This is a genomic window from Burkholderia torrens (assembly GCF_984668525.1).
This window is the reverse complement of sequence record NZ_OZ480211.1, coordinates 447113-469609: the sequence shown is the minus strand read 5'-3', so window position 1 is coordinate 469609 and position 22497 is coordinate 447113. Positions and strand designations below refer to the sequence as shown.

Annotated in this window: 18 protein-coding genes; 6 read left to right on the top strand and 12 right to left on the bottom strand. The window is 67.4% G+C overall.

Annotated features, from left to right (window positions below; all coding sequences use genetic code 11):
• Positions 1-93 precede the first annotated feature (93 nt).
• Entirely contained in the window at positions 94-1014 is a 921-nt protein-coding gene (locus AC5LXX_RS02150) for a LysR family transcriptional regulator (RefSeq protein ID WP_493410343.1), read from the bottom strand.
• Between the two features lie 161 nt (positions 1015-1175).
• Here AC5LXX_RS02150 and AC5LXX_RS02145 point away from each other — a divergent pair, with 161 nt between their 5' ends.
• Entirely contained in the window at positions 1176-2153 is a 978-nt protein-coding gene (locus AC5LXX_RS02145; protein WP_493410342.1) for a quinone oxidoreductase family protein, read from the top strand.
• Between the two features lie 24 nt (positions 2154-2177).
• Positions 2178-2330 carry a DUF1427 family protein gene (locus AC5LXX_RS02140; RefSeq protein WP_081051886.1) on the top strand — a complete coding sequence of 51 codons (153 nt, stop codon included), beginning with the start codon at positions 2178-2180 and terminating at the stop codon, positions 2328-2330.
• Between the two features lie 27 nt (positions 2331-2357).
• Here the strand turns inward: AC5LXX_RS02140 and AC5LXX_RS02135 are convergent, their stop codons facing one another.
• Both AC5LXX_RS02135 and AC5LXX_RS02130 read right to left on the bottom strand, forming a co-directional pair.
• The gene (locus AC5LXX_RS02135) at positions 2358-3386 is read right to left on the bottom strand and encodes a transporter (RefSeq protein ID WP_493410341.1); all 1029 of its coding nucleotides are present in this window, start codon (positions 3384-3386) and stop codon (positions 2358-2360) included.
• A 206-nt stretch (positions 3387-3592) separates the two neighbouring features.
• On the bottom strand, positions 3593-4561 hold the full coding sequence (locus tag AC5LXX_RS02130; RefSeq protein ID WP_493410340.1) for a phage tail protein: 969 nt from the start codon (positions 4559-4561) through the stop codon (positions 3593-3595).
• Between the two features lie 121 nt (positions 4562-4682).
• On the opposite strand from AC5LXX_RS02130, the gene AC5LXX_RS02125 reads away from it, so the two are divergent.
• The 4 genes from AC5LXX_RS02125 (at position 4683) to AC5LXX_RS02110 (ending at position 11718) form a co-directional block, all read left to right on the top strand.
• Entirely contained in the window at positions 4683-5528 is an 846-nt protein-coding gene (locus AC5LXX_RS02125) for a M15 family metallopeptidase (RefSeq protein WP_493402186.1), read from the top strand.
• 301 nt (positions 5529-5829) lie between these two features.
• Positions 5830-9777: a type VI secretion system membrane subunit TssM gene (gene tssM / locus AC5LXX_RS02120; protein ID WP_493410339.1), complete on the top strand. Its 3948-nt coding sequence runs from the start codon at positions 5830-5832 to the stop codon at positions 9775-9777.
• A complete protein-coding gene (gene tagF, locus AC5LXX_RS02115) occupies positions 9774-10763 on the top strand; it encodes a type VI secretion system-associated protein TagF (protein WP_124453244.1) in 990 nt (329 codons plus the stop codon). Before tssM ends, tagF begins: the two co-directional genes overlap by 4 nt.
• A gap of 4 nt (positions 10764-10767) precedes the next feature.
• Positions 10768-11718 carry an OmpA family protein gene (locus AC5LXX_RS02110; protein WP_493410338.1) on the top strand — a complete coding sequence of 317 codons (951 nt, stop codon included), beginning with the start codon at positions 10768-10770 and terminating at the stop codon, positions 11716-11718.
• A 90-nt stretch (positions 11719-11808) separates the two neighbouring features.
• Here the strand turns inward: AC5LXX_RS02110 and tssA are convergent, their stop codons facing one another.
• The 9 genes from tssA to AC5LXX_RS02065 all read right to left on the bottom strand — a co-directional run bounded on the left by tssA (position 11809) and on the right by AC5LXX_RS02065 (position 22485).
• Complete coding sequence (gene tssA, locus AC5LXX_RS02105; RefSeq protein ID WP_493410337.1) at positions 11809-12930, bottom strand: type VI secretion system protein TssA; 1122 nt, start codon at positions 12928-12930, stop codon at positions 11809-11811.
• Between the two features lie 44 nt (positions 12931-12974).
• Positions 12975-15644 (bottom strand): type VI secretion system ATPase TssH, encoded by a 2670-nt coding sequence (tssH, locus tag AC5LXX_RS02100; protein WP_493410336.1) that lies wholly within the window; start codon positions 15642-15644, stop codon positions 12975-12977.
• Between the two features lie 43 nt (positions 15645-15687).
• Positions 15688-16788 carry a type VI secretion system baseplate subunit TssG gene (gene tssG, locus AC5LXX_RS02095; protein ID WP_493410335.1) on the bottom strand — a complete coding sequence of 367 codons (1101 nt, stop codon included), beginning with the start codon at positions 16786-16788 and terminating at the stop codon, positions 15688-15690.
• Positions 16752-18587: a type VI secretion system baseplate subunit TssF gene (tssF, locus tag AC5LXX_RS02090; protein ID WP_493410334.1), complete on the bottom strand. Its 1836-nt coding sequence runs from the start codon at positions 18585-18587 to the stop codon at positions 16752-16754. The genes tssG and tssF overlap by 37 nt, the downstream gene beginning before the upstream one ends.
• Before the next feature lie 77 nt (positions 18588-18664).
• Positions 18665-19150, bottom strand: coding sequence for a type VI secretion system baseplate subunit TssE (gene tssE / locus AC5LXX_RS02085; protein ID WP_493410333.1), 486 nt, complete (start codon positions 19148-19150; stop codon positions 18665-18667).
• Between the two features lie 62 nt (positions 19151-19212).
• Positions 19213-19716 (bottom strand): Hcp family type VI secretion system effector, encoded by a 504-nt coding sequence (locus AC5LXX_RS02080; protein WP_124453258.1) that lies wholly within the window; start codon positions 19714-19716, stop codon positions 19213-19215.
• Positions 19717-19787: 71 nt separating this feature from the next.
• Positions 19788-21278, bottom strand: a complete 1491-nt coding sequence (gene tssC / locus AC5LXX_RS02075) for a type VI secretion system contractile sheath large subunit (protein ID WP_124453260.1) — start codon at positions 21276-21278, stop codon at positions 19788-19790.
• Positions 21279-21293: 15 nt separating this feature from the next.
• Entirely contained in the window at positions 21294-21809 is a 516-nt protein-coding gene (tssB, locus tag AC5LXX_RS02070) for a type VI secretion system contractile sheath small subunit (protein WP_006484395.1), read from the bottom strand.
• A 46-nt stretch (positions 21810-21855) separates the two neighbouring features.
• Positions 21856-22485: a tetratricopeptide repeat protein gene (locus AC5LXX_RS02065; RefSeq protein ID WP_493410332.1), complete on the bottom strand. Its 630-nt coding sequence runs from the start codon at positions 22483-22485 to the stop codon at positions 21856-21858.
• Positions 22486-22497: the final 12 nt, after the last annotated feature.

Sequence of the window (22497 nt, the reverse complement as noted above, 5' to 3'; positions counted from 1 at the left end):
GCCAGCGGCGCCGGCCGGCGTACCGGCTTCTCCGACCTTTGACGGGCCTCGCGTGCGAGGCCCTTTTTTCTTTCGGCCGGCGCCCGCTTGCCGTCACGCCCACGCGGCATCCCACGCCGGCTGCGCGAACCACGTCGCGAGGAACGCGACGAGTTTCGATGTCCGGGCGCTGCCGCGCGCCTGCTGGCGCAGCACGTGAATCGTCGCCGGTTCGGGTACTGCCGCGTACTGCGGCAGCACCGCACGCAACCGGCCGTCGCGCAGCGCGTCCCCCGCGAGCCAGGTCGGCAGGTGCGCGAGACCGAGCCCGTCGAGCGCCGCTTCGAGCAACGCCTCCGAATGATTGCTGCGAAACCGCGGCTGCGCCGGCACGTGGCGACGCTCGCCGAAGCGCCACGCGCCCGGCGGCGGCGCGCCGTGCCACGCGAGACAGTCGTGGGCGGCGAGCGCATCCGGCGATGCGGGCTCGCCACGCCGCGCGAGATAGGCCTCGCTCGCGCACAGCACGCGCCGCTGCGGCGCCAGCACGGTCGCGATGAGGCGTGTGTCCTCGAGCGGACCGATGCGTACCGCGAGGTCGGCGTCGGAACCGAGCCGCGCGCCCTGCAGGTCGACCATGCTGTCGGTCAGCACCAGGTTGACCTGCAGCGCCGGATGACGCTGCATGAACGCGGCCAGCGCGGCCATCAGGTGCCGCCGGCCGAACGGCGCCGGACAGTCGACGCGCAGCAGCCCGCTCGGCTCGTCGTGCTGGCTGTGCAGGTCTTCCTGCAGGCCGCGCAGTTCGGCCAGCATCCGCGTCGCGCGCCCGTACAGCAACTGCCCGGCCTCGGTCGGCCGCAGCGCGTGCGTAGTGCGATGCAGGACGCGGATGCCGAGCTGCGCCTCCAGGCGGTCGATGCGCCGCGTGACCGACGACGCGGCGACGCCGAGCCGGCGCGCGGCCGCCGAGAAGCTCTGTTGATCGACCACGTCGACGAACAGCGCGAGATGCGGGGAAAGGAAGTCGTCCATGCGGGGCCTTCGGATTTGGCTATGCGTTTATCGCAAAACAATCATCCGCCTTTGCGTGTTTCCGCGTCAAATCGCGCCGACTAGACTGCACGCATCCTTTTCATCCGCTGCACGCGCCGGCCCGCCGGGCCGCACGGCAGCCATCCGTCACGGAGATCATCATGCGCAGCATCCGCTTCGACGTCCCCGCCGCCGACATCGAGTCGCTCGACGCGCGCGTCCGGGAAATCGACACGCCCGTCCCGGCCGACGGCCAGATGCTGATCGAGGTGCGCGCGGCCGGCGTGAACCCGAGCGACGTGAAGGCCGCGCTCGGCCGCATGCCGCACGCGGTGTGGCCGCGCACGCCCGGGCGCGACTGGGCCGGCATCGTGCGCAGCGGCCCGGACGGCTGGATCGGCGCGCCGGTGTGGGGCTCGGGCGGCGATCTCGGCGTCGGGCGCAACGGCTCGCACGCGGAATGGCTCGTGCTCGATGCGGCACAGGTGCGCCGCAAGCCGGCCGTGCTGACGCTCGACGAAGCAGCCGGCGTCGGCGTGCCGTTCGTCACGGCGTACGAAGGCTTGCGCCGGGCCGGCATGCCGGCAGCCGGCGACGTCGTGCTCGTGTTCGGCGCGAACGGCAAGGTCGGCCAGGCCGCGATCCAGCTCGCGAGTGCGCACGGCGCGACCGTGATCGGCGTCGAGCGCAGCGCCGGCGGCTATCGCGGACACGCGTCGGGCGACGTGCACATGATCGACGCGTCGAAGGAACCGGTCGCCGACGCGGTGCGCGCGGCGACTGGCGGCCACGGCGCGGACATCGTCTACAACACGGTCGGCAGCCCGTATTTCGAAGCCGCGAACGCATCGATGGCGATCGGCGCGCGGCAGATCTTCATCTCGACGATCGACCGCAGCGTGCCGTTCGACATCTTCGCGTTCTATCGCGGCCAGCATACGTTCGTGGGCATCGATTCGCTGCAGCTCGGCGGCGCGGCGGTCGCGCAGATCCTCGACACGCTCGCGCCCGGCTTCGGCAACGGCACGCTGCGCCCGTTCCCGATCGGCGACGACTACGTGTACCCGCTCGAGCGCGCGCACGACGCGTACCGCGCGGTGCTGGCCGGTGCGCGCGAGCGCGTAATCCTCAAGCCCTGACACCAGACCACACGGGAGACCGCCATGATGGATTACGTGACTTCGCTCGCGGTGGGCCTCGGCGTCGGCGTGCTGTACGCGCTGCTGCACGTGCGCTCGCCGGCCCCGCCGCTCGTCGCGCTCGTCGGCCTGCTCGGGATGGTGATCGGCGAGCGCGCGATCGCGCTGCTGCGTTGACGGGCCGCCGCGGCTGCCGCGGGCACGCTAGCGGTCGTCGCGGCGGCGGAACGCCCACCATGCGGCGAGCGCGGTGAAGCCCGCGACGAGCAGCACCATCAGCCAGAAGCCGTGCTTGTTTTCGGAAAACGGCACGCCGCCGACGTTCATCCCGAAGAAGCCGGCGACGATGTTGATCGGCAATGCGATCACGGTCACGAGCGTCAGCGTGAACAGCGTCCGGTTGTTCTGTTCGTCGAGACGCGAGCCGATCTCTTCCTGCAACAGCTTGATCCGCTCGTTGAGCCCCGCCAGGTCGGCGAGCACCAGCGAGAACTCTTCGGTCGATTCGCGCAGCTCCTGCACGTCTTCCAGGTGCAGCCACGCGGGCGGCTTCGCGAGCAGCCGGAAGATCGAACCGGGTTCCGGCGCGAGCATGCGCTGCAGGCGCGTCAGCGTGCGGCGCATCGCACCGAGCTCGATGCGGCTCGACGTGAGCCGCTGCGACAGGAAGCGATCCTCGATGCGGTCGACGTCGATGCTCGTCCGCCGCATGATCTGGATCAGCAGGTCGGCCTGGTCGCGCAGCAGGTGCACGAGCAGTTCCGCGGGCGACCTGAACTGCTCGCCGTCGCGCACGCACGCGCGCAGCGTGTCGACCGAGCGCAGCGGCTTGAGCCGCGCGGTCACCATGATGCGCTGCTCGACGTGGACGAACAGCGTCGCGATCTCCGACGGCGTCAGCTCGAGATTGAACATCACGTCGTTGACGACCGCGCGCAGCGCGCCGTCTTCCTGCTCGATGCGGGTCGAACGCGACCCTTCGTGGAGAAACTCGAAGAAACTGTCGGGCAACCCGAGATGCGTGCGCATCCAGCGCTCGCTCGCACCATGCGCGAGATTGAAGTGCAGCCAGACGAAATCGCCCGACGCGCCCGCATCGTGCGCGCGGCACGTGCGCAGCCACGCGGCGGCCGCGTCGGCATCGAGCGTCGCGCCGGAGCCGCCCGGAACGAAGCGGAAGCCGCACACCATGCCGGACGTATCGGCGCCGTAAGTCTGTACGATCAGGTCCATCGTGTCGAAGGTCGTGCGGCGCGCGACGCGCCGCACATCGCGGGTCGCGGGCCCGCGCCGGGAAAAGAAAGGAGACGTATGCCCGACGCGCGTGACGCGCGCGTGACAGCATCGTGCCGCATCATACCGGCAGCCTCCTCGCCCCAAAAGCAACGCGCCGCCCAACGGGCGGCGCGGACCATTCATGGCGGCAGGTGCAAGACGCGTTACTGCCGCGTCTCCGACTGCGCGGCGCTCGGGCACGCGGGGTCCTTGCCCCAGTGGCCGTCGCACACGCGCCAGCGGCACAGCTGGTCTTCGAAGAAACCGCGTTCCGAACATTCCTTCACGCGCGACGACAGCGAGCCGGTCGTCGCCGCCGTCTTGGTCGGCACGACCTGCCCCTTCTGCGCGGCGAGTTTCTTGTCGGCCGGCTTCGTGCGCGCGACTAGCGCCGCGAGCAGATCGGCATCCGGATCGTCCTTGGCCGCTTTCGCGGTACGGGTCGGCGTCGCGTCGCGGCGCTTCTTCGCCTGCGCGAGCTCCGCCTCTTGTTCCCTCCGATGCTTGCGGGCCTCGGCCTTTGATTCGGCCTTCGTGTCGGCCTTGCCGTGCGCCGCGACCTTCGTGTTCTTCGCGGCATCGGCCTTCGCAGCCTTGGTCGTCGCGACGGCGGCGGCCGTGGCGGCTGCGGCTGCACCGGCGGTGGCTGCGCCCGATGCGTCGGCGGCGCCGTTGGCCAGTGCGCGCGACAGGCGGCTGCCGTCCGCGGCGGACGCGGCCGATGCGGATGCAACGGTCTGGGAAGCCGAATCGTCGTTGACGATCGTGGCCGGTTGGACGGCGGACGCCGCGGATGCACCATTCTGCGCGACCTGCGCGGCGGCGCTGCTGGCCGGTACGGCCTTGGCCGGCGCGGCTGCGGCGGGCTCAGCGGCGGCCGTCGCGGCGACGACCTGCTCGCCCGAGTGCTGCTGCATGCGCCACGCGCCCCAGCCACCGACGGCGACCACCAATGCGACGACAGCGGCGATCGGCGCCTTCAGCGAACGGCGCGGCGGTTCGGCGGGCGGCGTGACACGGCCTTCCAGATTCGCGAGAATGCGCGACTGCTGAGGTCCTCCCTCGCCTGCCGGTTTCGTATCGGACAGCAGGCTGGGCGGAGTTTTCGAATTTGAATTTTCCGGCGCACTCATTCAGCGTCTCATTGAATCCTGGTTTAATTCACCGCGATAATATAGCCCGGCCTCTCGAAGCAGCCTGATTCTAAGAGCAAGCATTGCAAAACACAATCAATTCCAATTTCCGGGGATTTCTTTGATTGCCGTCGCACTCGTCGCCTATTTCGCCCTTGCCGTAGCGGTCGCGGCACTGTTGCTTTTACCGGGTATCCGCGCGGCCGTTTTCGAATCCGTCGCCCAGTTTCACGGCCGTCTTACGCGCCGTGCGAACGATCGCGCCGCGCGTACGCGGAGTCAGATTGTTAAATCGGCAAGCGCGACGCGCGGCGCATTAAACGATGTGCAAAATTTACTGGTTCGCCGGCGCTTGATGATTATGGTATCGGCAGGTATTCTTGCGACGCCGCCATTGGTCGCCATTGCTTTACGCGGCCGGCAATTGTTCCAGTACGACGACACGGCGCGCGTGCCCGACGAGAAGATCGCCGCGCTGCTGCAGGGCGAGCAGCTCGTGCCGCCGCCGCCGCTGCCGCCGGAAGTCTTCGCCACCAAGGAAGTCGAGCAGATACGCCCGGCGCTGAAGGATGCGAGCCGCGACTGGAACCTGCTGGACCCGGATTTCCGTACGCGTTTGCTGCTGGTCTACAAGATCATGCACGAACAGCACGGTTATGAAATGGCGCTGCTGGAAGGGTACCGAAGCCCGGAACGGCAGAACCGGCTGGCGCAAATGGGCGGCAACGTGACCAACGCGGCAGCCTTCCAGAGTTATCACCAATTCGGGCTGGCGGCCGACAACGCATTCCTGCGCGACGGCAAGCTGGTCATTTCCGAGAAAGATCCCTGGGCGATGCGCGGCTACCAGTTGTACGGCCAGGTCGCCGAAGAAGTCGGCCTGACCTGGGGCGGCCGATGGAAAATGATGGATCTCGGGCACGTGGAATACCATAAACCCGGTTTTAAACTGGGACGCGGCAGCTAGCCAGGGCTGCCGGACAGGAAATAATGAGGGCGGCATGGGGCTTCTTAATATCGCGGCAGGAAACGATATGGGCGACACAAAAAATCGGGCATTCCGGTGCGCGATTTTTTCCGGCCGCCGCTTCCGTTTTAAATCTCACAGCGTCCTTTCATTAATGCGCGCGCCTTCTCCGATGCCGCGGGCGCATTGATGCCAGCCCCCTTCATCCCGTTTGACAGCATGGCGACACATCGCGGCGCCACCCTTGCCGCTCGGCGCGCCTGCGTCGCCTCACCGAATCGCACCGGAACCTGAACGTCCTATGCAACGCATCCTCAACGTGCTGACTCATCCGCGTACGCTCTCGATTGTCGGGATCGTCGCGCTAGCGGCGATCCTCTTCATCGTCGCCGACATGCTGCAGCTGCCGCTCCTGTGGGCGGCGATCGCGTTCGCGGCGATCCTCGCGCTGTGGCTCGTCGTCGCGCTGTGGCGCCGCTGGCGCGTGAAGCGCGCGAACCAGCAGCTCGGCCAGGTGCTCGAAGAGCAGGCGGAAACCGGCAAGATCACCGCGCCCGCCGCCGCCGCGCTCGCGCCCGATTCGAAGACCGCCGACCTCGACGTGCTCCGCACGCGCCTGTCGGATGCGGTGAAGACGATCAAGACGTCGAAGATCGGCCAGGTGTCGGGCGGCTCCGCGCTGTACGAACTGCCGTGGTACATCGTGATCGGCAACCCGGCCGCGGGCAAGAGCAGCGCCGTGCTCAACTCCGGCCTGCAATTTCCGTTCGCGGACAAGAACAGCGCCGTGATCCACGGTATCGGCGGCACGCGTAACTGCGACTGGTTCTTCACGACCGAAGGCATCCTGCTCGACACGGCCGGCCGCTACTCGGTGCACGAGGAAGACCGCAGCGAGTGGCTCGGTTTCCTCGGCCTGCTCAAGCGCTATCGCCCGAAGGCACCGATCAACGGCATCATCGTCACCGCGAGCATCGCCGAACTCACCGGCAACCGCCCCGAATTCGCGATCAACCTCGCGAAAAACCTCCGTCAGCGCGTTCAGGAGCTGACCGAAAAGCTGGAAGTGTTCGCGCCGGTCTACGTGATGTTCACGAAGGCCGACCTGATCACCGGCTTCACCGAGTTCTTCAGCAGCAGCGACAAGCACGAGTACGACCGCGTGTGGGGCGCCACCCTGCCCTACGAGCCCGACGACAAGCGTGACGTCGTCGCACAGTTCGACACGCACTTCGAGGAGCTGTACGAAGGGCTGAAGGAAATCAGCGTCGCGCAGCTGTCGCTGTCGCGCGGCAACCAGCTGTCGCCGGGCCAGCTGAGCTTCCCGCTCGAATTCTCGACGATCAAGCCGTCGCTGCGCGCGTTCCTCGCGACGCTGTTCGAGAACAACCCGTTCCAGTACAAGCCGATTTTCCGCGGCTTCTACTTCACCAGCGCGCTGCAGGAAGGCGAAACCAACAGCGCGGCCGCGCAGCGCATCGCGCACCGCTTCGGCCTCGACGGAAGCGCACTGCCGAAGCCGCACAGCGCGTTCTCGAAGAACGGCTTCTTCCTGCGCGACCTGTTCTCGAAGGTGATCTTCGCCGACCGCCAGACGGTGCGCCAGTTCGCGAGCCCGACCAAGACGCGGCTGCGCTACGCGACCTTCTTCGGCTTCGTCGCGGCGCTCGCGCTCGCGCTCGGCGGCTGGACCTGGTCGACGATCGGCAACCAGCAGCTCGTGTCGAACGTGCAGGCCGACCTCGACAACGTCACGCGCCTGCAGCAGGGCCGCAACGACCTGCAGTCGCGCCTGCAGGCGATGGACATCCTCGAGGACCGGATCGAACAGCTCGAGCAGTTCCGTCGCGACAAGCCGCTGTCGGTATCGCTCGGCCTGTACCAGGGCGACCGTCTCGAGCAGCATCTGCTGACCGAGTACTACAACGGCGTGCGCCAGATCCTGCTGGCCCCCGTGTCGCAGAACCTCGCGTCGTTCATGAAGGATGTGAACGCGCACCCCGAGCAGCTCGTGCCGATGACGCGCCCGCCCGAATCGGGCGCCGTGCAGGGCGGCGCGATTCCGGTCTCGACCAACGCGGCAGGCGCCGCGCCGCAGGCCGGCGCCGCACTGGCCGCGTCCGGCACGGCGCCGGCCGCCGCCCCGCAACAGGCTGCCGCACCGCAGGGCGGGCTCTACAGCGACGCGTCGCCGACCAACGTCCAGGACGCGTACAACGCGCTGAAGACGTACCTGATGCTGTCCGACAAGCGTCACGTCGAGCAGGCGCACCTGACCGACCAGCTCGCCCGCTTCTGGCGCGGCTGGCTCGAGACGAATCGCGGCAACATGCCGCGTGACGAGATGATCAAGAGCGCCGAGCGCATGATCTCGTTCTACCTGTCCCGCGTGAACGACAACGACTGGCCGATGATCGACGCGAACCTCGCGCTCGTCGACCAGACCCGCGAGAACCTGCGCCGCGTCGTGCGCGGCATGCCGGCCCGCCAGCGCGTCTACGAGGAAATCAAGGCACGCGCGTCGACCCGCTTCGCGCCGATGACCATCGCGCGCATCGTCGGCGACGGCAACCAGTCGCTCGTGGCCGGCAGCTATGCGATTCCGGGCACGTTCACGCGCGAAGCGTGGTTCGACTACGTGCAGCCGGCGATCCGCGACGCGGCGACCAAGGAGCTGCAGGCGAAGGACTGGGTGCTGAACACGTCGACGCAGGACGACCTGACGCTCGAGGGCAGCCCCGAGCAGATCCAGAAGACGCTCGTCGGCATGTACAAGACCGAGTACGCGCAGCACTGGCAGAAGTTCATGCAGGGCATCGCGGTGCAGGGCTTCAGCAGCTTCGGCCAGGCCGTCGACGGGATGAACCGCCTCGGCGACCCGCAGGATTCGCCGATCCGCAAGATCCTCGAGACCGCGTACGACCAGACCTCGTGGGACAACCCGTCGCTCGCGAACGTGGCGATCAAGAAGGCGCAGACGGGCGTCGTGAACTGGGTCAAGCAGCTGTTCTCGCGCTCGCAGGCCGGCCAGGTGGCGGCCGCCAACATCGACATCAACGGCAATCCGGCCGAGGTGCCGATGGGTCCGATCGGCCAGGAGTTCATCGGGCTCGCGCGGATCGTCGCGACGCATGACGGCACGTCGATGCTCAAGGGCTACATGGATTCGCTGTCGAAGGTCCGTACCCGCTTCAACGTGATCAAGAACCAGGGCGACCCGGGCCCGGGCGCGCGCCAGCTGATGCAGCAGACGCTCGACGGCAACGGTTCGGAACTCGCCGATTCGCTGAAGCTCGTCGACGAGCAGATGCTGACGGGCCTCACCGATTCGCAACGCAAGTCGCTGCGTCCGCTGCTCGTGCGGCCGCTGATGCAGGCGTTCGCGGTCGTGATCCAGCCGGCCAGCGCAGAAGTCAACAAGGTGTGGAACGCGCAGGTCTACCAGCCGTTCCAGAACTCGCTCGCGACGAAGTACCCGTTCGCGGCGAGCGCGAAGGTCGAGGCCGGCGCCGGCGAGATCGCCCAGGTGTTCGGTCCGGACGGCTCGATCGCGAAGTTCGTCGGCACGACGCTCGGGCCGCTCGCGGTGCGCCGCGGCGACACGCTCGCCGCCCGCACGTGGGGCGACATGGGCATCGGCCTCACGCCGGACTTCACGAACGGCTTCGCACGCTGGGTCGCGCCGCTCGCAGGCGGTGCCGCCGGCAGCGCGGCAGCGTCGTCCGAGCCGCAGACCGTGTTCCAGATCCTGCCGCAGCCGAGCACGGGCACGACGGAATACACGATCGCGATCGACGGCCAGCAACTGCGCTACCGCAACACGCCGCCGCAGTGGACCAACTTTGTGTGGCCGAACCCGCAGGGCTCGCCGGGCGCGACGCTGTCCGCGACGACCTTCGACGGCCGCACGGTGCAGCTCGTCAACGAGCCGGGCCGCTACGGTCTCGAGAAGCTGATCAATTCGGCGCAGCGCAAGCGCCGCCCGGACGGCACCTTCGACCTCACGTGGGCGCAGGGCAGCGTGAACGTGTCGGTGACGATGCGCATCATCAGCACGTCGCAACCGTCCAGCGGCGGCGGTGACCAGCCGCAGCAGCAGAGCCTGCGCGGCCTGCAGCTGCCGTCGTCGGTCGCCGACGCGAGCACCGGCGCCGCGCAGAATGCAACCCAGTCCGCCGGCACGGGCACGCCGGCCGCGGCGCCGGCCGTCGCGGCCGCCAACGCAACGAATGCACAGGGGGCGCAATGACGCAAACCGTTCAGGCGCAAATCGCCTACTTCGGCAAGATTCCGTCGCGCGGCGACTTCGTCAAGAGCGCACACAATCCGCAGCTGCTGCAGACGCTCGACCACTGGATCGCGCAGGCGCTGGAGCTGCTCGCGGAAGATCCGCGCTGGAAGATCGTCTACGAGGATGCGAAGCCGATGCATTTCGCGTTCCTCGGCTCGCGCAGCAAGCTCGCGATCGCAGGCCACATGGTCGCGAGCCACGACGTGTCGATGCGCCGCTTCCCGTTCCTCGGCGCGACCGCGCTCGAGGTCGACCGGCCGATCGCGTTCCTCGCGCGCAGCCCGCTCGCGTTCGCGCGGCTGTGGTCGCGCGTCGCCACGCAGATCCCGCCGCTGCTCGGCAAGGACGAACCGCCCGGCGCGCTGCAGGCGCTCGGCGACACGCAGGTGCCGATCGACGTCGGCGGCCCCGGCACGTCGCATGACGGCACCTTCAACGATTTCGTCGAACACCAGTCGCTGTACGGCCTCCAGCAGATGCTGCTCGAAAGCGGTCATCCGGTGCGGCTGCGCGGCGCGATGCTCGCGCTCGGCTCGCTGCTGCGGCCGGTGATGCAGAGCGGCTCGTCGCACATCGAACGCGGCCTCACGCTGCCGCTGCCGGTCGATCCGTTCTACCGCAGCCTCGTCGCCGCGTTCTGGCTCGAATTGATCGCGCCGTTCGTCGCGCAGGCCGACTTCGAGCTCGCGATCTTCATCGGCACGATCGCCGAGCGCGAACGGCTCATCATCGGCTTCAACGGCGCGTCGGCCAAGACGCTGCTGAGCGTGGTCGACCCGCAGACCTACGCCGCCCACAACATCGACATCGACGATCCCGAGTGGATCGACGCCCATGCGCAAAACGATCAGCAGATCAGCAAGCTCGTCAGCTACCTCGACCAACCGCAACTCTCGCTGCGTGTCGCCATCGACGCGTTCCGCGAAGCGTTCATCGGAGGCTGACGGGATGCATCGCACGATTCACGCCCGGCGCACCCGTTTTCCGGTCGCCTTCTCGCCCGCCCTCGCCGCGCTCTTCGCCGCCGGCCTCGTCGCCAGCGGTGCGGCTTTCGCGCAGAACACCGGCGCGACCGTCACGCCGGTCGGCAACGGCACGGTCGCGACGACCGCGCTGCCGTCGTCGAACCCGAACGCCGGCGCCGCATCCGGCACGGTGGTGCACGGCACGGCCGGCACGATCACGCCGCCGCCCGCGAACGCGACGCCCGGCCAGGTCGTGGCCGGCGGCAAGGTGCCCGACGAGGCGACCAAGGCCGCCGTGCTGCAGAAGCTGCGCGATACCTACGGCGCGGCGAACGTCGTCGACCAGATCGAGGTCGGCGACGTCGCGACGCCGCCGAACTGGAGCGCCAACGTGCAGAAGCTGCTCGGCGCGCAGCTCAAGCAGATCAGCAAGGGCCAGTTGAAGATCAACGGCACGCAGATCGAGATGAAGGGCGAGGTGCACAACGAGGCGCAGCGCCAGCAGCTCGCGAGCGACATGGCGAACACGCTGAACCCGACGTATACGATCAAGAACGGGCTGCGCGTGTCGGCGTCCGAGCAGGGCGTGCTCGACCAGACGCTCGCGAACCGGACGATCGAGTTCGAGACCGGCAGCGCGACGCTGACGCCGCAGGGCCGGCTGATCCTCGACCAGATGGCGGCCGCGCTCGCGAAGATGCAGAACCGCACGGTCGACATCATCGGCCACACCGACAACTCGGGGAACCGGACGTCGAACATCGCGCTGAGCCAGGCGCGCGCGGATGCGGTGAAGGGTTACCTGATCACGAAGAGTATTCCGCCGCAGCAGATGACGACGACGGGGGTGGGCCCGGATCAGCCGATCGCGCCGAATGATACGGCCGATGGCAGGGCGAGGAATCGGCGGATCGAGTTCCGGGTGGGGCAGTAACAGAGAATCGGCCGGCCGCTCGCTCGATGGCGAAGCGGCGCGGCACGGCACCCGACGGGTGGCGGCAGCAATGCGCCACCCGTTTTGCGTTTACGCCTGCTCGTCCGGCCTCACGCCCAGCAACTCGCGAATATGCGACAGCGACCCGTCGTCCTTCACGACGCTCTCGAGCCACTTGTGCAGCGGCATGTCGGCCCATTCGGCCGCCTTGTCGGCGAGATACGCGACCGGGCTGTGCGGCTCGGTCTGGCGGAAATAACGTGCGACCGCACGCAGCTGGTCGACGGCCTGCGCACGGTTCTGGATGCCGGCGATCATCTGCGTCACCGGAGGACGCGAAGCGGTCTGCTGCTGCACGTGGGTCTCCTCGGTCTGGATCGGATTGCCGAAAACCGGCTCGATACGCTCGGGCTGCGCCTGCGGCGCCGCTTGCGAGTGCGGTGCGCTGCCCGTATAGCCCTGCTCGCGTGCAAAGCGCTCGGCGAGCCGGTATACGGTCTCGAACGCGTCGCGCGCCTGCCGGAAGCTCGGCGCCGAATCTCCCGCGCGCTCGACGAGCCGCTCCTCGAACGCATCGAGCGCGAATTCGAACGCCTTCAGGTTCGCCAGCAGCGTCGTGTAGAACGCGATCGGCGTCACGCGCCGCGACGAATCGATCTGGTCGAGCGACGGCTTGCCGCGCGCGATCTCGTCCGCGTGATCGGGGTCCCGCTTGATCGACTGCGCGACGTGCTGCGCCACTTCCCAGTCGAGCGTGCTGAACGCGTTCGACGCACCGTCCGTCATCGGCACCGCGCGCAGCAGCTCGGCCGTGCGGCCGGAGAGCCACGCGACGTTGCCGAGCCGGTATTCGGTGTCCTCGCCTTCGGGCAGCGGATGCACGGTATCCCAGAACTCGCGGCACAGGCCCTCGAGCAGCGCATAGCCTTCGGTGAGGCCGGTGATGCCGTCCTCGAGCGCGAGCGCTTCGGTCAGCCACACGCCGAGCCGCAGGTCCTTGGTGCGCGTGCGCAGCAGTTCGCCCGCCTGGTCGACGACGAAGCCCCAGTCGGCCTCCTTGATCTCGGTCACCCATTCGCCCTGGTCGAGCGTCGGATCGTCGTAGCGCCGCGCGTCCTGGATCGCGTCGAATTCGTTCGAAAACAGCAGGTCGTCGCCGCTGGGCGACGCGTCGCTGATCGGCGTCAGCAGCTCGGGGAGATTGATCGGCATGGTTCAGTGAATCCGTTGATGCATGAGATGTCGCGTGCGGGGGCTCATTCGACCGTATAGGCGAATTCGCCGGCCTCGTCCGCGCGCACCGCGATGCGCGCGATGGCTTCGCCGTCGGCGATCCGGCCGAGCACGTGGCCCGCGATCTCCGGCAGCAGCGTGCCGTTCAGGATATGGTCGACGTTGCGGGCGCCCGAGTCGACCTCGGTGCAGCGCGCGAGCACCGCCTCGACGAGCGACTCGTCCCATTCGAACGCGGCCTTGTGGTTCGCCTCGATCCGGCGGCGGATGCGCTCGAGCTTCAACTCGATGATCTCGACCAGCACGTCGTCGGAAATCGGATAGTAGGGCACGACCTTCATGCGCCCGAGGAACGCAGGCTTGAACGTCTTGTACAGCTGCGGGCGCAGCGTCTCGGCGAGCGTGTCCGGATCGGGCAGCTCGTCGGCCGGCTTGTTCAGGCAAGCCTGCATCACCGCGGCCGACCCGACGTTCGACGTCAGGATGATCAGCGTGTTGCGGAAGTCGATCTCGCGCCCTTCCGCGTCGTCCATCACGCCCTTGTCGAACACCTGGAAGAACATCTCGAGCACGTCGGGGTGCGCCTTCTCGACCTCGTCGAGCAACACGACCGAATACGGGTTGCGACGCACGGCCTCGGTCAGCACGCCGCCTTCGCCGTAGCCGACGTAGCCGGGGGGCGAGCCTTTCAGGCCCGACACGCTGTGCGCTTCCTGGTACTCGCTCATGTTGATCGTGACCATCTTGCGCTCGCCGCCGTACAGGATGTCGGCCAGCGCCAGCGCCGTTTCGGTCTTGCCGACGCCCGACGGCCCGACGAACATGAACACGCCGCGCGGCTTGTTCGGATCCTCGAGGTTCGCGGTCGCGGTGCGCACGCGCTGCGCGATCGCCTCCAGCGCATGGTCCTGGCCGATCACGCGCGCGGCGAGCAGCGGCTGCAGGTTCAGCACGGTGTCGATTTCATCCTTCACCATCCGGCCGAGCGGAATGCCCGTCCACGCGGCGACGATCTCGGCGACGACGTGGCCGTCGACCTGCAGCGGCACCATCGGCTCGCCGCCCTGCAGCGCATGCAGCGCCGCGACGCGTTCGGCGAGCTTGTCGCGGGTGGCCTGCACGTCGACCGGCTGGCCGTCTTCCAACGGGCCGCGCGCCTTGTCGAGCGTGTCGCGCAGTTCGGTGATCTCGGCGACGATCGCACGCTCGGCTTCGTAGCGTTCTTCATCCTTCGCGAGTTGTTCGAGTGCCGTGTCGCGCGCGCCGCGCAGCTCGGCCAGCCGCTCGTCGTGCGGCGCGCCGCCCGCTGCCTCGCGCTCCAGCGACGCGATTTCCGCATCGATCCGCTCGATCCGCTTCTTCGTGTCGTCGATCGCGGCCGGCGTCGCGCTGTGCGCGAGCGCGACCTTCGCGCACGCGGTGTCGAGCACGCTGATTGCCTTGTCGGGCAGCTGGCGGCCGCTGATGTAGCGGTGCGACAGGCGCACGGCCTCGGTGATCGCATCGTCGAGGATCCGCACGTTGAAGTGCTTCTCCATCAGGCCCGACATCCCGCGCAGCATCGCGGCCGCGAGCGGCTCGCTCGGCTCCTCGACCTTCACGACCTGGAAGCGCCGCGCGAGCGCCGCGTCCTTCTCGAAGTACTTCTTGTATTCGCTCCACGTCGTCGCGGCGATCGTGCGCAGCTCGCCGCGCGCCAGCGCCGGCTTCAGCAGGTTCGCCGCGTCGTTCTGGCCGGCCTGGCCGCCCGCGCCGATGATCGTATGCGCCTCGTCGATGAACAGGATGATCGGATGCGCGCTCTTCTTCACTTCGTCGATCACGCTCTTCAGGCGGTTCTCGAACTCGCCCTTCACGCTTGCGCCGGCCTGCAGCAGCCCCATGTCGAGCACGTGCAGTGCCACACCGCGCAGCGGCGGCGGGACATCGTCGGCCGCGATCCGCAGCGCGAGCCCTTCGACGACCGCGGTTTTGCCGACGCCGGCCTCGCCGGTCATGATCGGGTTGTTCTGGCGGCGGCGCATCAGGATGTCGATCGCCTGGCGGATCTCCGCTTCGCGGCCGATCACCGGATCGATCTTGCCGTCGCGCGCGCGCTGCGTGAGGTTGGTCGTGTACGTGTCGAGCGCGGGCGTCTTCGACGGGCCGGCCGCGGGTGCCGCACCGTCGGCGGCCGGCGCCGCGCCGCCGTCGTCCGTGTCGGACTGGCGCGGCGCGGCCTCGCTCGACCCGGCCACGACCTCGTCGAACTTGTGCTTCAGGTCCGTCACGTTCACTTCCGCGAACTGCGACGACATCCGCTGCGCGAACTGCGCGAGATCCGGCGCGGTCAACAGTGCGAGCAGCAAGTGCCCCGAACGGATGCGGCCGAGCTGCGAATCGAGCGATGCGATCAGCCACGCCTGCTCGAACAGCGCGATCAGGTGCACGGAGAACACCGGCGTACGCGTGTTTCCGGTCTTCAGGCGCGTGAGCTCGCGCTCGAGATCGGCACGCAGCGCATGCGGATCGACACGGCTCGCGCGCAGCGCGAGCGGCAGATCGCCGGCCGGCTCCTCGAGCAGCGCGAGGAACAGGTGCTCCAGATCGACCTCGTAATGGCCGCGCGCCAGGCACGCGCTTGCCGCACGCTCGGTCGCGTGCCGGCACAGCGGGTTCAGTTTGGTGATCAGGGTCTTCAGAGGCGTGCTCATGGCGTCGATCTCAGGTTCGATTGCGTGTTGTTGTCGTTCGGAATCAGTGAATCACGTGCAGTTCGTAGCGTGCGTCGGAGCGGTCCTCGGGCGCGTCGCGCGTGCAGAGGAACGCATCCCAGCCGAGCCGCGAGCCCGCGCCGAGCACGCTGGCGCCGACCTCGGTGCGCTTCAGCACGAGCATCACCTCGTACTCGAGCGTGACGCCCGCGAGCAACGTCAGCATCCGCTCGAGCGCGATGGCCTGCGCGCCGCCAGGCAGGAATGCCTCGTAGTCGCGCTTGGACAGCGGGCCGACGACGATCCGTGCACGCATGTCGCGCTGCCAGACGCGTTCGCCGACGAGCGCCGTCGCGCCGAGCACCGCGTTGACTTCGCCGAGCACGCTCAGCTGGTTGGGCGGCACGTCGTACCACTTGCCGACGAACTGGTCGATCTTCACCGGCACGCGGAAGTAATCGGACAGCGCGCGCTGCAGGTACGCAGCCGACATCGGCCGGTGCCGCGCGGCCAGCGCGTAGCCGGCGACGGCCTCGTCGAGCACGCCGCCCGAGCCGGCCGCGAGGCTGTCGCGCACCTCGTCGCTCGGCACCCCCGCGATCGCGAGCAGCAGCGGCAGATAGCGCTCGTCGCGGTCGAGCTCGTAATGGAACGGCAGCCGGTATTTCTTCCACGCCGCGTAGAACAGCGCGGTCGCGCGGTTCGAGAACACGTCGAAGAACGCACGCGCCGCGTGATCGCGCCGCAGGTGCTCGCGCGCGACGATCTGCTCGGTGTAATGCAGCGGCAGCGCGCCCTGCCCGCCGAGCAGCCCGAAGAACGCGGGCGTCAGCTCGACGTGGCCGAGCTCGCCGGCCGCGAGCGCGGCGCCGCGCTGCTCGTCCGAATCGAGCAGCATGCCGTCGTCGTCGAACGAACGCACGCGTTCGATCTCGCTCGGCGGAAAGCCGAGCGACAGCGTGTTGCGGAATTCGATGCGCTGCGCGACCACGTCGCCCTGCCGCCACGCGCCGGGCGCATCCGAAGCCTGCCGCGCGAACAGCCCTTCGAGCACGCGCACCGCCTGGAAGAACTCGAAGCGGTGCGGCTCGTCGAGCAGCGCGTCGACTACGCCAGGATCGATTCGCCGGTTCGGGGCTTGCATCGGATGATCTCCTCGCCGGTGCGCTTCGACACGACGACCAATTGAACGAAACTGTTGAGGTGGACGTACAGCCCGAAGAAGCTGTCGAGCACGCGCACGAACGACGCGAGGCTCGCGCCGACGAAGTGCTCCTCGTCGATCGTCAGCCGGATCTCGATGCCGCGCACGAAGGTCGCGAACGGCTTGCCGGGCAGCCACTGCACGGCGCCGCGCTGCTCGACGCCGGCCAGCCCGTCGATCTGGCGCATCGACACGGCCGTGCGCCGCAGGTCGTACAGCGTCAGCATTTCCTTCAGCGGCGCGAGGCCGTGCGCGACCAGCGACACGTGATTGAGCGCGAGATGCGACACGAGCCGCCAGTGCGCGGCGCGGCCGCGCTCGAAGCGCACGCTCTGCGTCGGGCGGCGCAGCAGCGAGATGCCGCTCGTCTGCGCACCGCCTTCCTGGAACAGGTCGCCGCCCTCGAGGCCGAACGCGAGCATCGCCGGCAGGTCGCGGTTCGTGCAGGTGAGGTCGAGGCTCAGCGTGTCGGTTTGCGGCGACGTCGGCTCGAAGTCGATGTCGACGATCGAGATCTCGGTTTCGTAGCCGGGGCTCTTCTGCGCGACCCAGTCGTTGCGGCGCGCGAACCAGTAGTGGCCGATCCGCGCCGATTCGCCGTGATGCAGCGAGTAGAACGGCCGGAACTCGATCACCGACTCTTCATGCGCCTGCTGCCGGACGAGCTTCACCGAGTCGATCGAGTACACCTCGTACGCGAACGCGCGCCGCGCCTCGGCGATCACCGGGTATGACACCGCCCGGTGCGTAATGCGGATCGGTTCGCCGTGCTGGCGGAACAGGTTGACGATCGGTGTGCAGAACAGCCGGAAATGGCTCGGTGTCAGCAGCTCGAGCAGCCGCGCGACGTGCGAATCGCTGCGCACGTCCTGCAGCACGAGATGCAGCGTCGCGCGCTGGCAGCGGCCCGACGCGCGCGTGATCGCCGCGAGATCGAAATCGACGAAATCGAACTTGTCGGGGAACGCGAAATATTCGGTGAGCAGGCGATACGCGGGATGCGATTTCGCCGGATAGTCGATCAGCGCGTCGTCTTCGTCGAAGCCGGCTTGCGCGATCGGCAGCTTGCGCAGCGCGGTCCAGCGGCCGTTGCGTTCGGGCTCGACATACGCGCCGAGCACGTTGACGAACAGGCAGTCGGTGAGCGCGGCGACGAACGACTGCTCGCCGTGCAGGTGCGCGCGCAGCGTCGACAGCTTCAGCGCGCCGAGATCGAGCTGCGCGGCGAGCGATTCGAACGTGATCGAGATCACGCCCGTCGCGTTCGACGGCAGCACCGTCGCGCTCGGCGCGAGCGCGACCGGCGTATAACGGGCTTCCGAAATGCGGATCGGCGCGAGCGTCACGTCGTAGGCGGTGCGGAACCGGCACTGCACGCCGCGGATCGGGCGGCTCTTCAGTTCGGTGCCGCGATCGATCACGACCGGTTCGGTCTGCTGGCCGGGCGAAGCCGGCGTGAACTGCGCGATCGAACACGACGGAAACGGCCGCAGGTAGTGCGGATACAGCACTTCCAGCAGCGCCTCGGTGAATTCGGGGTAGTCGTCGTCGAGTTTCTTGTTGATGCGCGCGCCGAGCAGCGCGAACGACTCGATCATCCGCTCGACGTGCGGATCCTCGCAATGCTCGCCGGACAGCGCGAGCCGCGCCGCGATCTTCGGATAGCGTTCGGCGAAATCTCGCGAATAGCGCCGCAAAAACGATAATTCGCGCTCGTAATACGGCAGCAATTCTTCCATCGACGACCCCGAACCTCAATATTTCCTGCCGGACCCTGATCCACCACCGGGCGGTCCGGCCCGCTCGGCGGCATGATTTACTGCATTCTTGCAGCGCGTGCGCGCGTGACCGAATACTGCAGCGTCGACGGTTGCAGCATCGCGTCGAAATTCACCGGCTCCTCGGCCGGATGCACGACGAGCAGCGCCTGGATCGCGAAGTAGAGCGCGTTGGTGGCCTGCTCGTTCAGCTCGAACGTCACCTGCACCTGCTGCAGGCGCGGCTCATGGCGCGCGATGGCCTGCTGGATCGACTTGCAGATGAATGCGCGATCGTAGTGGCTCGCGAGGCTCAGCCCCGCAAAATCGTTCAGCCCATAGGTCAGCACCGATTTCTGGCATTCGGGTAGCGTCGCCAGCTCGCTCTCGGTGTGCGCGATGCGCGTGTTGAGGATCGCCTCGACGTCGCGGGCGACCGTGTTCTTGAGCTCGTCCAGCGACAATTGCCGCATCGCTGCCGAGGCCGGCAGGTGCGGTTCGTCGTCGAACAGCTTGTCGAGAAAACTGGGTTCGAATCGTTTCATCGGCCGGCATGCACAGCGAAAACGGCAACGGGACGCCGTGCGCCCCGTTGCCGCAACCGACCTTAGACCGCGTAGGTCTTGTCGTTCTTCGTCAGGCTCCAGGCGCCCTGCGTGTTGCCGCCCTGGTTGCCGCCGATCTTCTGCTGGGTCTGCTTCCACTGCACGGCTGCGTACTTCAGCGAGAACGTCTCGATCGGCAGACCTTCCTCGCGGACGCTCGGCGCGATGCTCGAGATGATCACGTACTTCAGCTTGACTTCCAGATACTGCACGCGCTTGCCTTCACCGTCAGCGCGCGAGAAATGGATCGTCACTTCGTCGAACGTCGTGCCGCCCGACGCGTGCTGGTACAGCAGCGGGCTCGAAGAATCGATTTCCTTCGAGAACACCATGTCGCCGTGTTCGCAACGCGTTTGCGTCAGGCCGCCGGCCGACGACGCCGTTGCCGAACGCGGCTGCAGGATCGAGTGATCCCACGACTTCAGCTCGAGCCAGCCTTGGTGATCCTTGTCAGCCGACTCGCCCTTGACTGCCGGGCTACCAAATTGCAAGTGAATGTGTAACATGGCCCTTCTACTCCCCAAAGAGGTGGTTTTAACGTCCTACCCAGGCGGCCCGCCCGGGCGATTTTGCTCGCTTATGAATTTGCCGATTTGGGCAGATCAGCGACAAGTCGCAGAGAAATCGAGAGTTCGTCGAGCTGAAAGTGCGGGCGCAGGAACGCGACCGAACGATACGAGCCCGGCTTCCCCGGAATCTCCGACACTTGTATGGAAGCCTCGCGCAGCGGGAATTGCGCCTTTTGCTCCTGCGACGCGTTGTCGTCGAGCAGGACGTACTGCGAAATCCACCGGTTGAGGAATGTCTCCACGTTCTGCGCCGATGCGAAGCTGCCGATCTTGTCGCGCATCATCGCCTTCAGGTAGTGCGCGACGCGCGATACCGAGAAGATGTATTGAAGCTGCGCGGACAGAACGGCGTTCGCGTTGGCGCTGTCGGTGCTGTATTTCTTCGCTTTCTGCACCGACTGCGCGGCGAAGAACGCGGCGTAATCGGAATTCTTGCAATGGACGAGCGGGATGAAGCCGAGGTCGCTCAGCTCCTTCTCGCGGCGATCGGTGATCGCGATCTCGGTCGGGCACTTCAGCGCGACTTCGCCGTCGTCGGTCTTGAACGTGTGGGTCGGCAGGTCCTCGACGAGGCCGCCGCCTTCGACGCCGCGGATCGCCGCGCACCAGCCGAAGTCGTCGAACGCGGCCGTCAGGCGGGCTGCGAAGGCCCACGACGCGTTGCACCACAGGTATTTGTCGTGGTCGGTGCCGTCGACGTCCTCGACGAAGTTGAAGCGTTCGGCGGTCTGGCCGTCCTTCGGATTGAACGGCAGGCGGCCGAGGAAGCGCGGCAGCGTCAGGCCGACGTAGCGCGAATCTTCCGAATCGCGGAACGACTTCCACTTCGCATATTCGACCGTGTCGAACACCTTCGCGAGATCGCGCGGCTTGCCGAGGTCGGCGAACGACTCGAGGCCCAGCAGCTCCGGCGACGCCGATGCGATGAACGGCGCATGGGCGGCTGCCGCGACGCGCGACATCTGCTCGATGAAGTACAGGTCTTCCGGCTGGCGCGAGATCTCGTAATCACCGACCAGCGCGCCGAACGGCGAGCCGCCGAACGTGCCGAATTCTTCTTCGTAGACCTTCTTGAACAGCGCGCTCTGGTCGAACTCGCTCGCGCCCTTGAAGTCGCGCACGAGGTCGCGCTTCGGTGCGTGCAGCGCCTTGATCTTGATCGTCTGGCCCGTGTTGCTTTCCTTGACCAGGTAGTCCATCCCGCGCCACGTGCTCTCGAGGCGCTGGAATTCCGGCGCATGCATCACCGCGGAAAGCTGCGTGGAGATCAGGCGGTCGAGCTCCGCGACGCGCGCGTCGATCGTGGCCGACAGGTTGTCCGACACGATCACCGTGCCGTCGAGCACCTGGTGCACGAGTTCGCCGATCAGGTCCTTCGCGCGTGCGTGCTCGGAATCGGATTTCGCGACCTTGCTCTTCTCGACGATGTCGTCGAGCAGCGAAGTCCCGGCGGCGTATTCCGCGCCGCTCGCTTGGGCCGCAGCCGTTTGCTGGTTCATCTCAACACTCCGTCGTCATTCGCCGTCTTTGTCGCCGCCGGTGCCCTTCGCGAGCTCCTGCAGCTGCTGCGTGTTCTTCAGCACCTCGGACAGCAGATCCTCGAGCTTGTCGTTGCCGGCGAGCTTGTTGCGCAGGTCGGCGAGCTTCGAGCGCGCCTCGAGCAGGCGGCGCAGCGGCTCGACCTGTTCGACGACTTCGTCCGGGCTGAAATCCGACAGCGAGCGGAACTTCAGGTCGACCGCGAACTTGCCGCCTTCCGGGCTCAGGCGGTTTTCCACCTGGAACGCGGCGCGCGGCTCGATCGCCTTCATCACGTCGTCGAAATTGTCGCGGTCGATGTTGACGAATTTACGATCGCGCAGCTTCGGCTGTTCGATTTCGGACTGGCCCGCCAGATCGCCGACGACCCCGACGACGAACGGCAGTTCCTTCACCTCGATCGCATCGCCCTTCTCGACCTCGTAGGTGAGCTGGACGCGCGGCGGCCGTATTTTCTGCAAGCTTTTCTGAATGCTTTCTTTCTTGGCCATCTCGACGGCTCCCAGGTTAGTTGTGGTTATCGCGTCAGTTGCGGTTTCAGTTGCGCAGTGCGCCGAACGGATCGGCGCCGCCCTTTTGCGGCGTGGTGGGCGGCGTCGGCGTGGTGGCCGCCGTCGCTTCGGTGGCCGCTGCGGCACCGCCCTTCGGACGATGGACGACGCGGCGCGGCGGGCGCGGCTTCACGGCCTTCGTTTCCGGCGGGAACAGCGCCGATTCGCCCAGCGTGTCGCGCAGCTGCTTCGCCAGCGCCTGCGCATCGGACTTCGCGTCGCCCGCGAGCGACGAATCCTGGCGCAGTTCGCCGAGCGATTGCGTCGCGATCCGCAGGCCGGCGACGGCCAGCACGCTCTTCGCCTGGCGGTCGGTCGCGTCGCGCTGCAGCGCTTCCTGGGCGGCGACGATCGCCTGGCCGTAGTGGTTCTGCGCGAACTGGATCTGCGCGATGCGCGACCACGGCTCCTCGCGCGTCGGATCCGACTTCGCGAGCTGCTGGTAGAGGCCGAGCGCCTTGTCCTGGTCCCCTGCCTTCGCAACGGCGTCTGCATCGGCCAGCGACTTGTTGAACACCTCGGCGGTCGGCGGCGCGGACGGCTGGCTCGCACAACCGGCGATCACGCCGCAAGCCACTACTACCCCAGACAGTTTTGCGAAGAGACGGTCTTTCATCGTTATATCCAC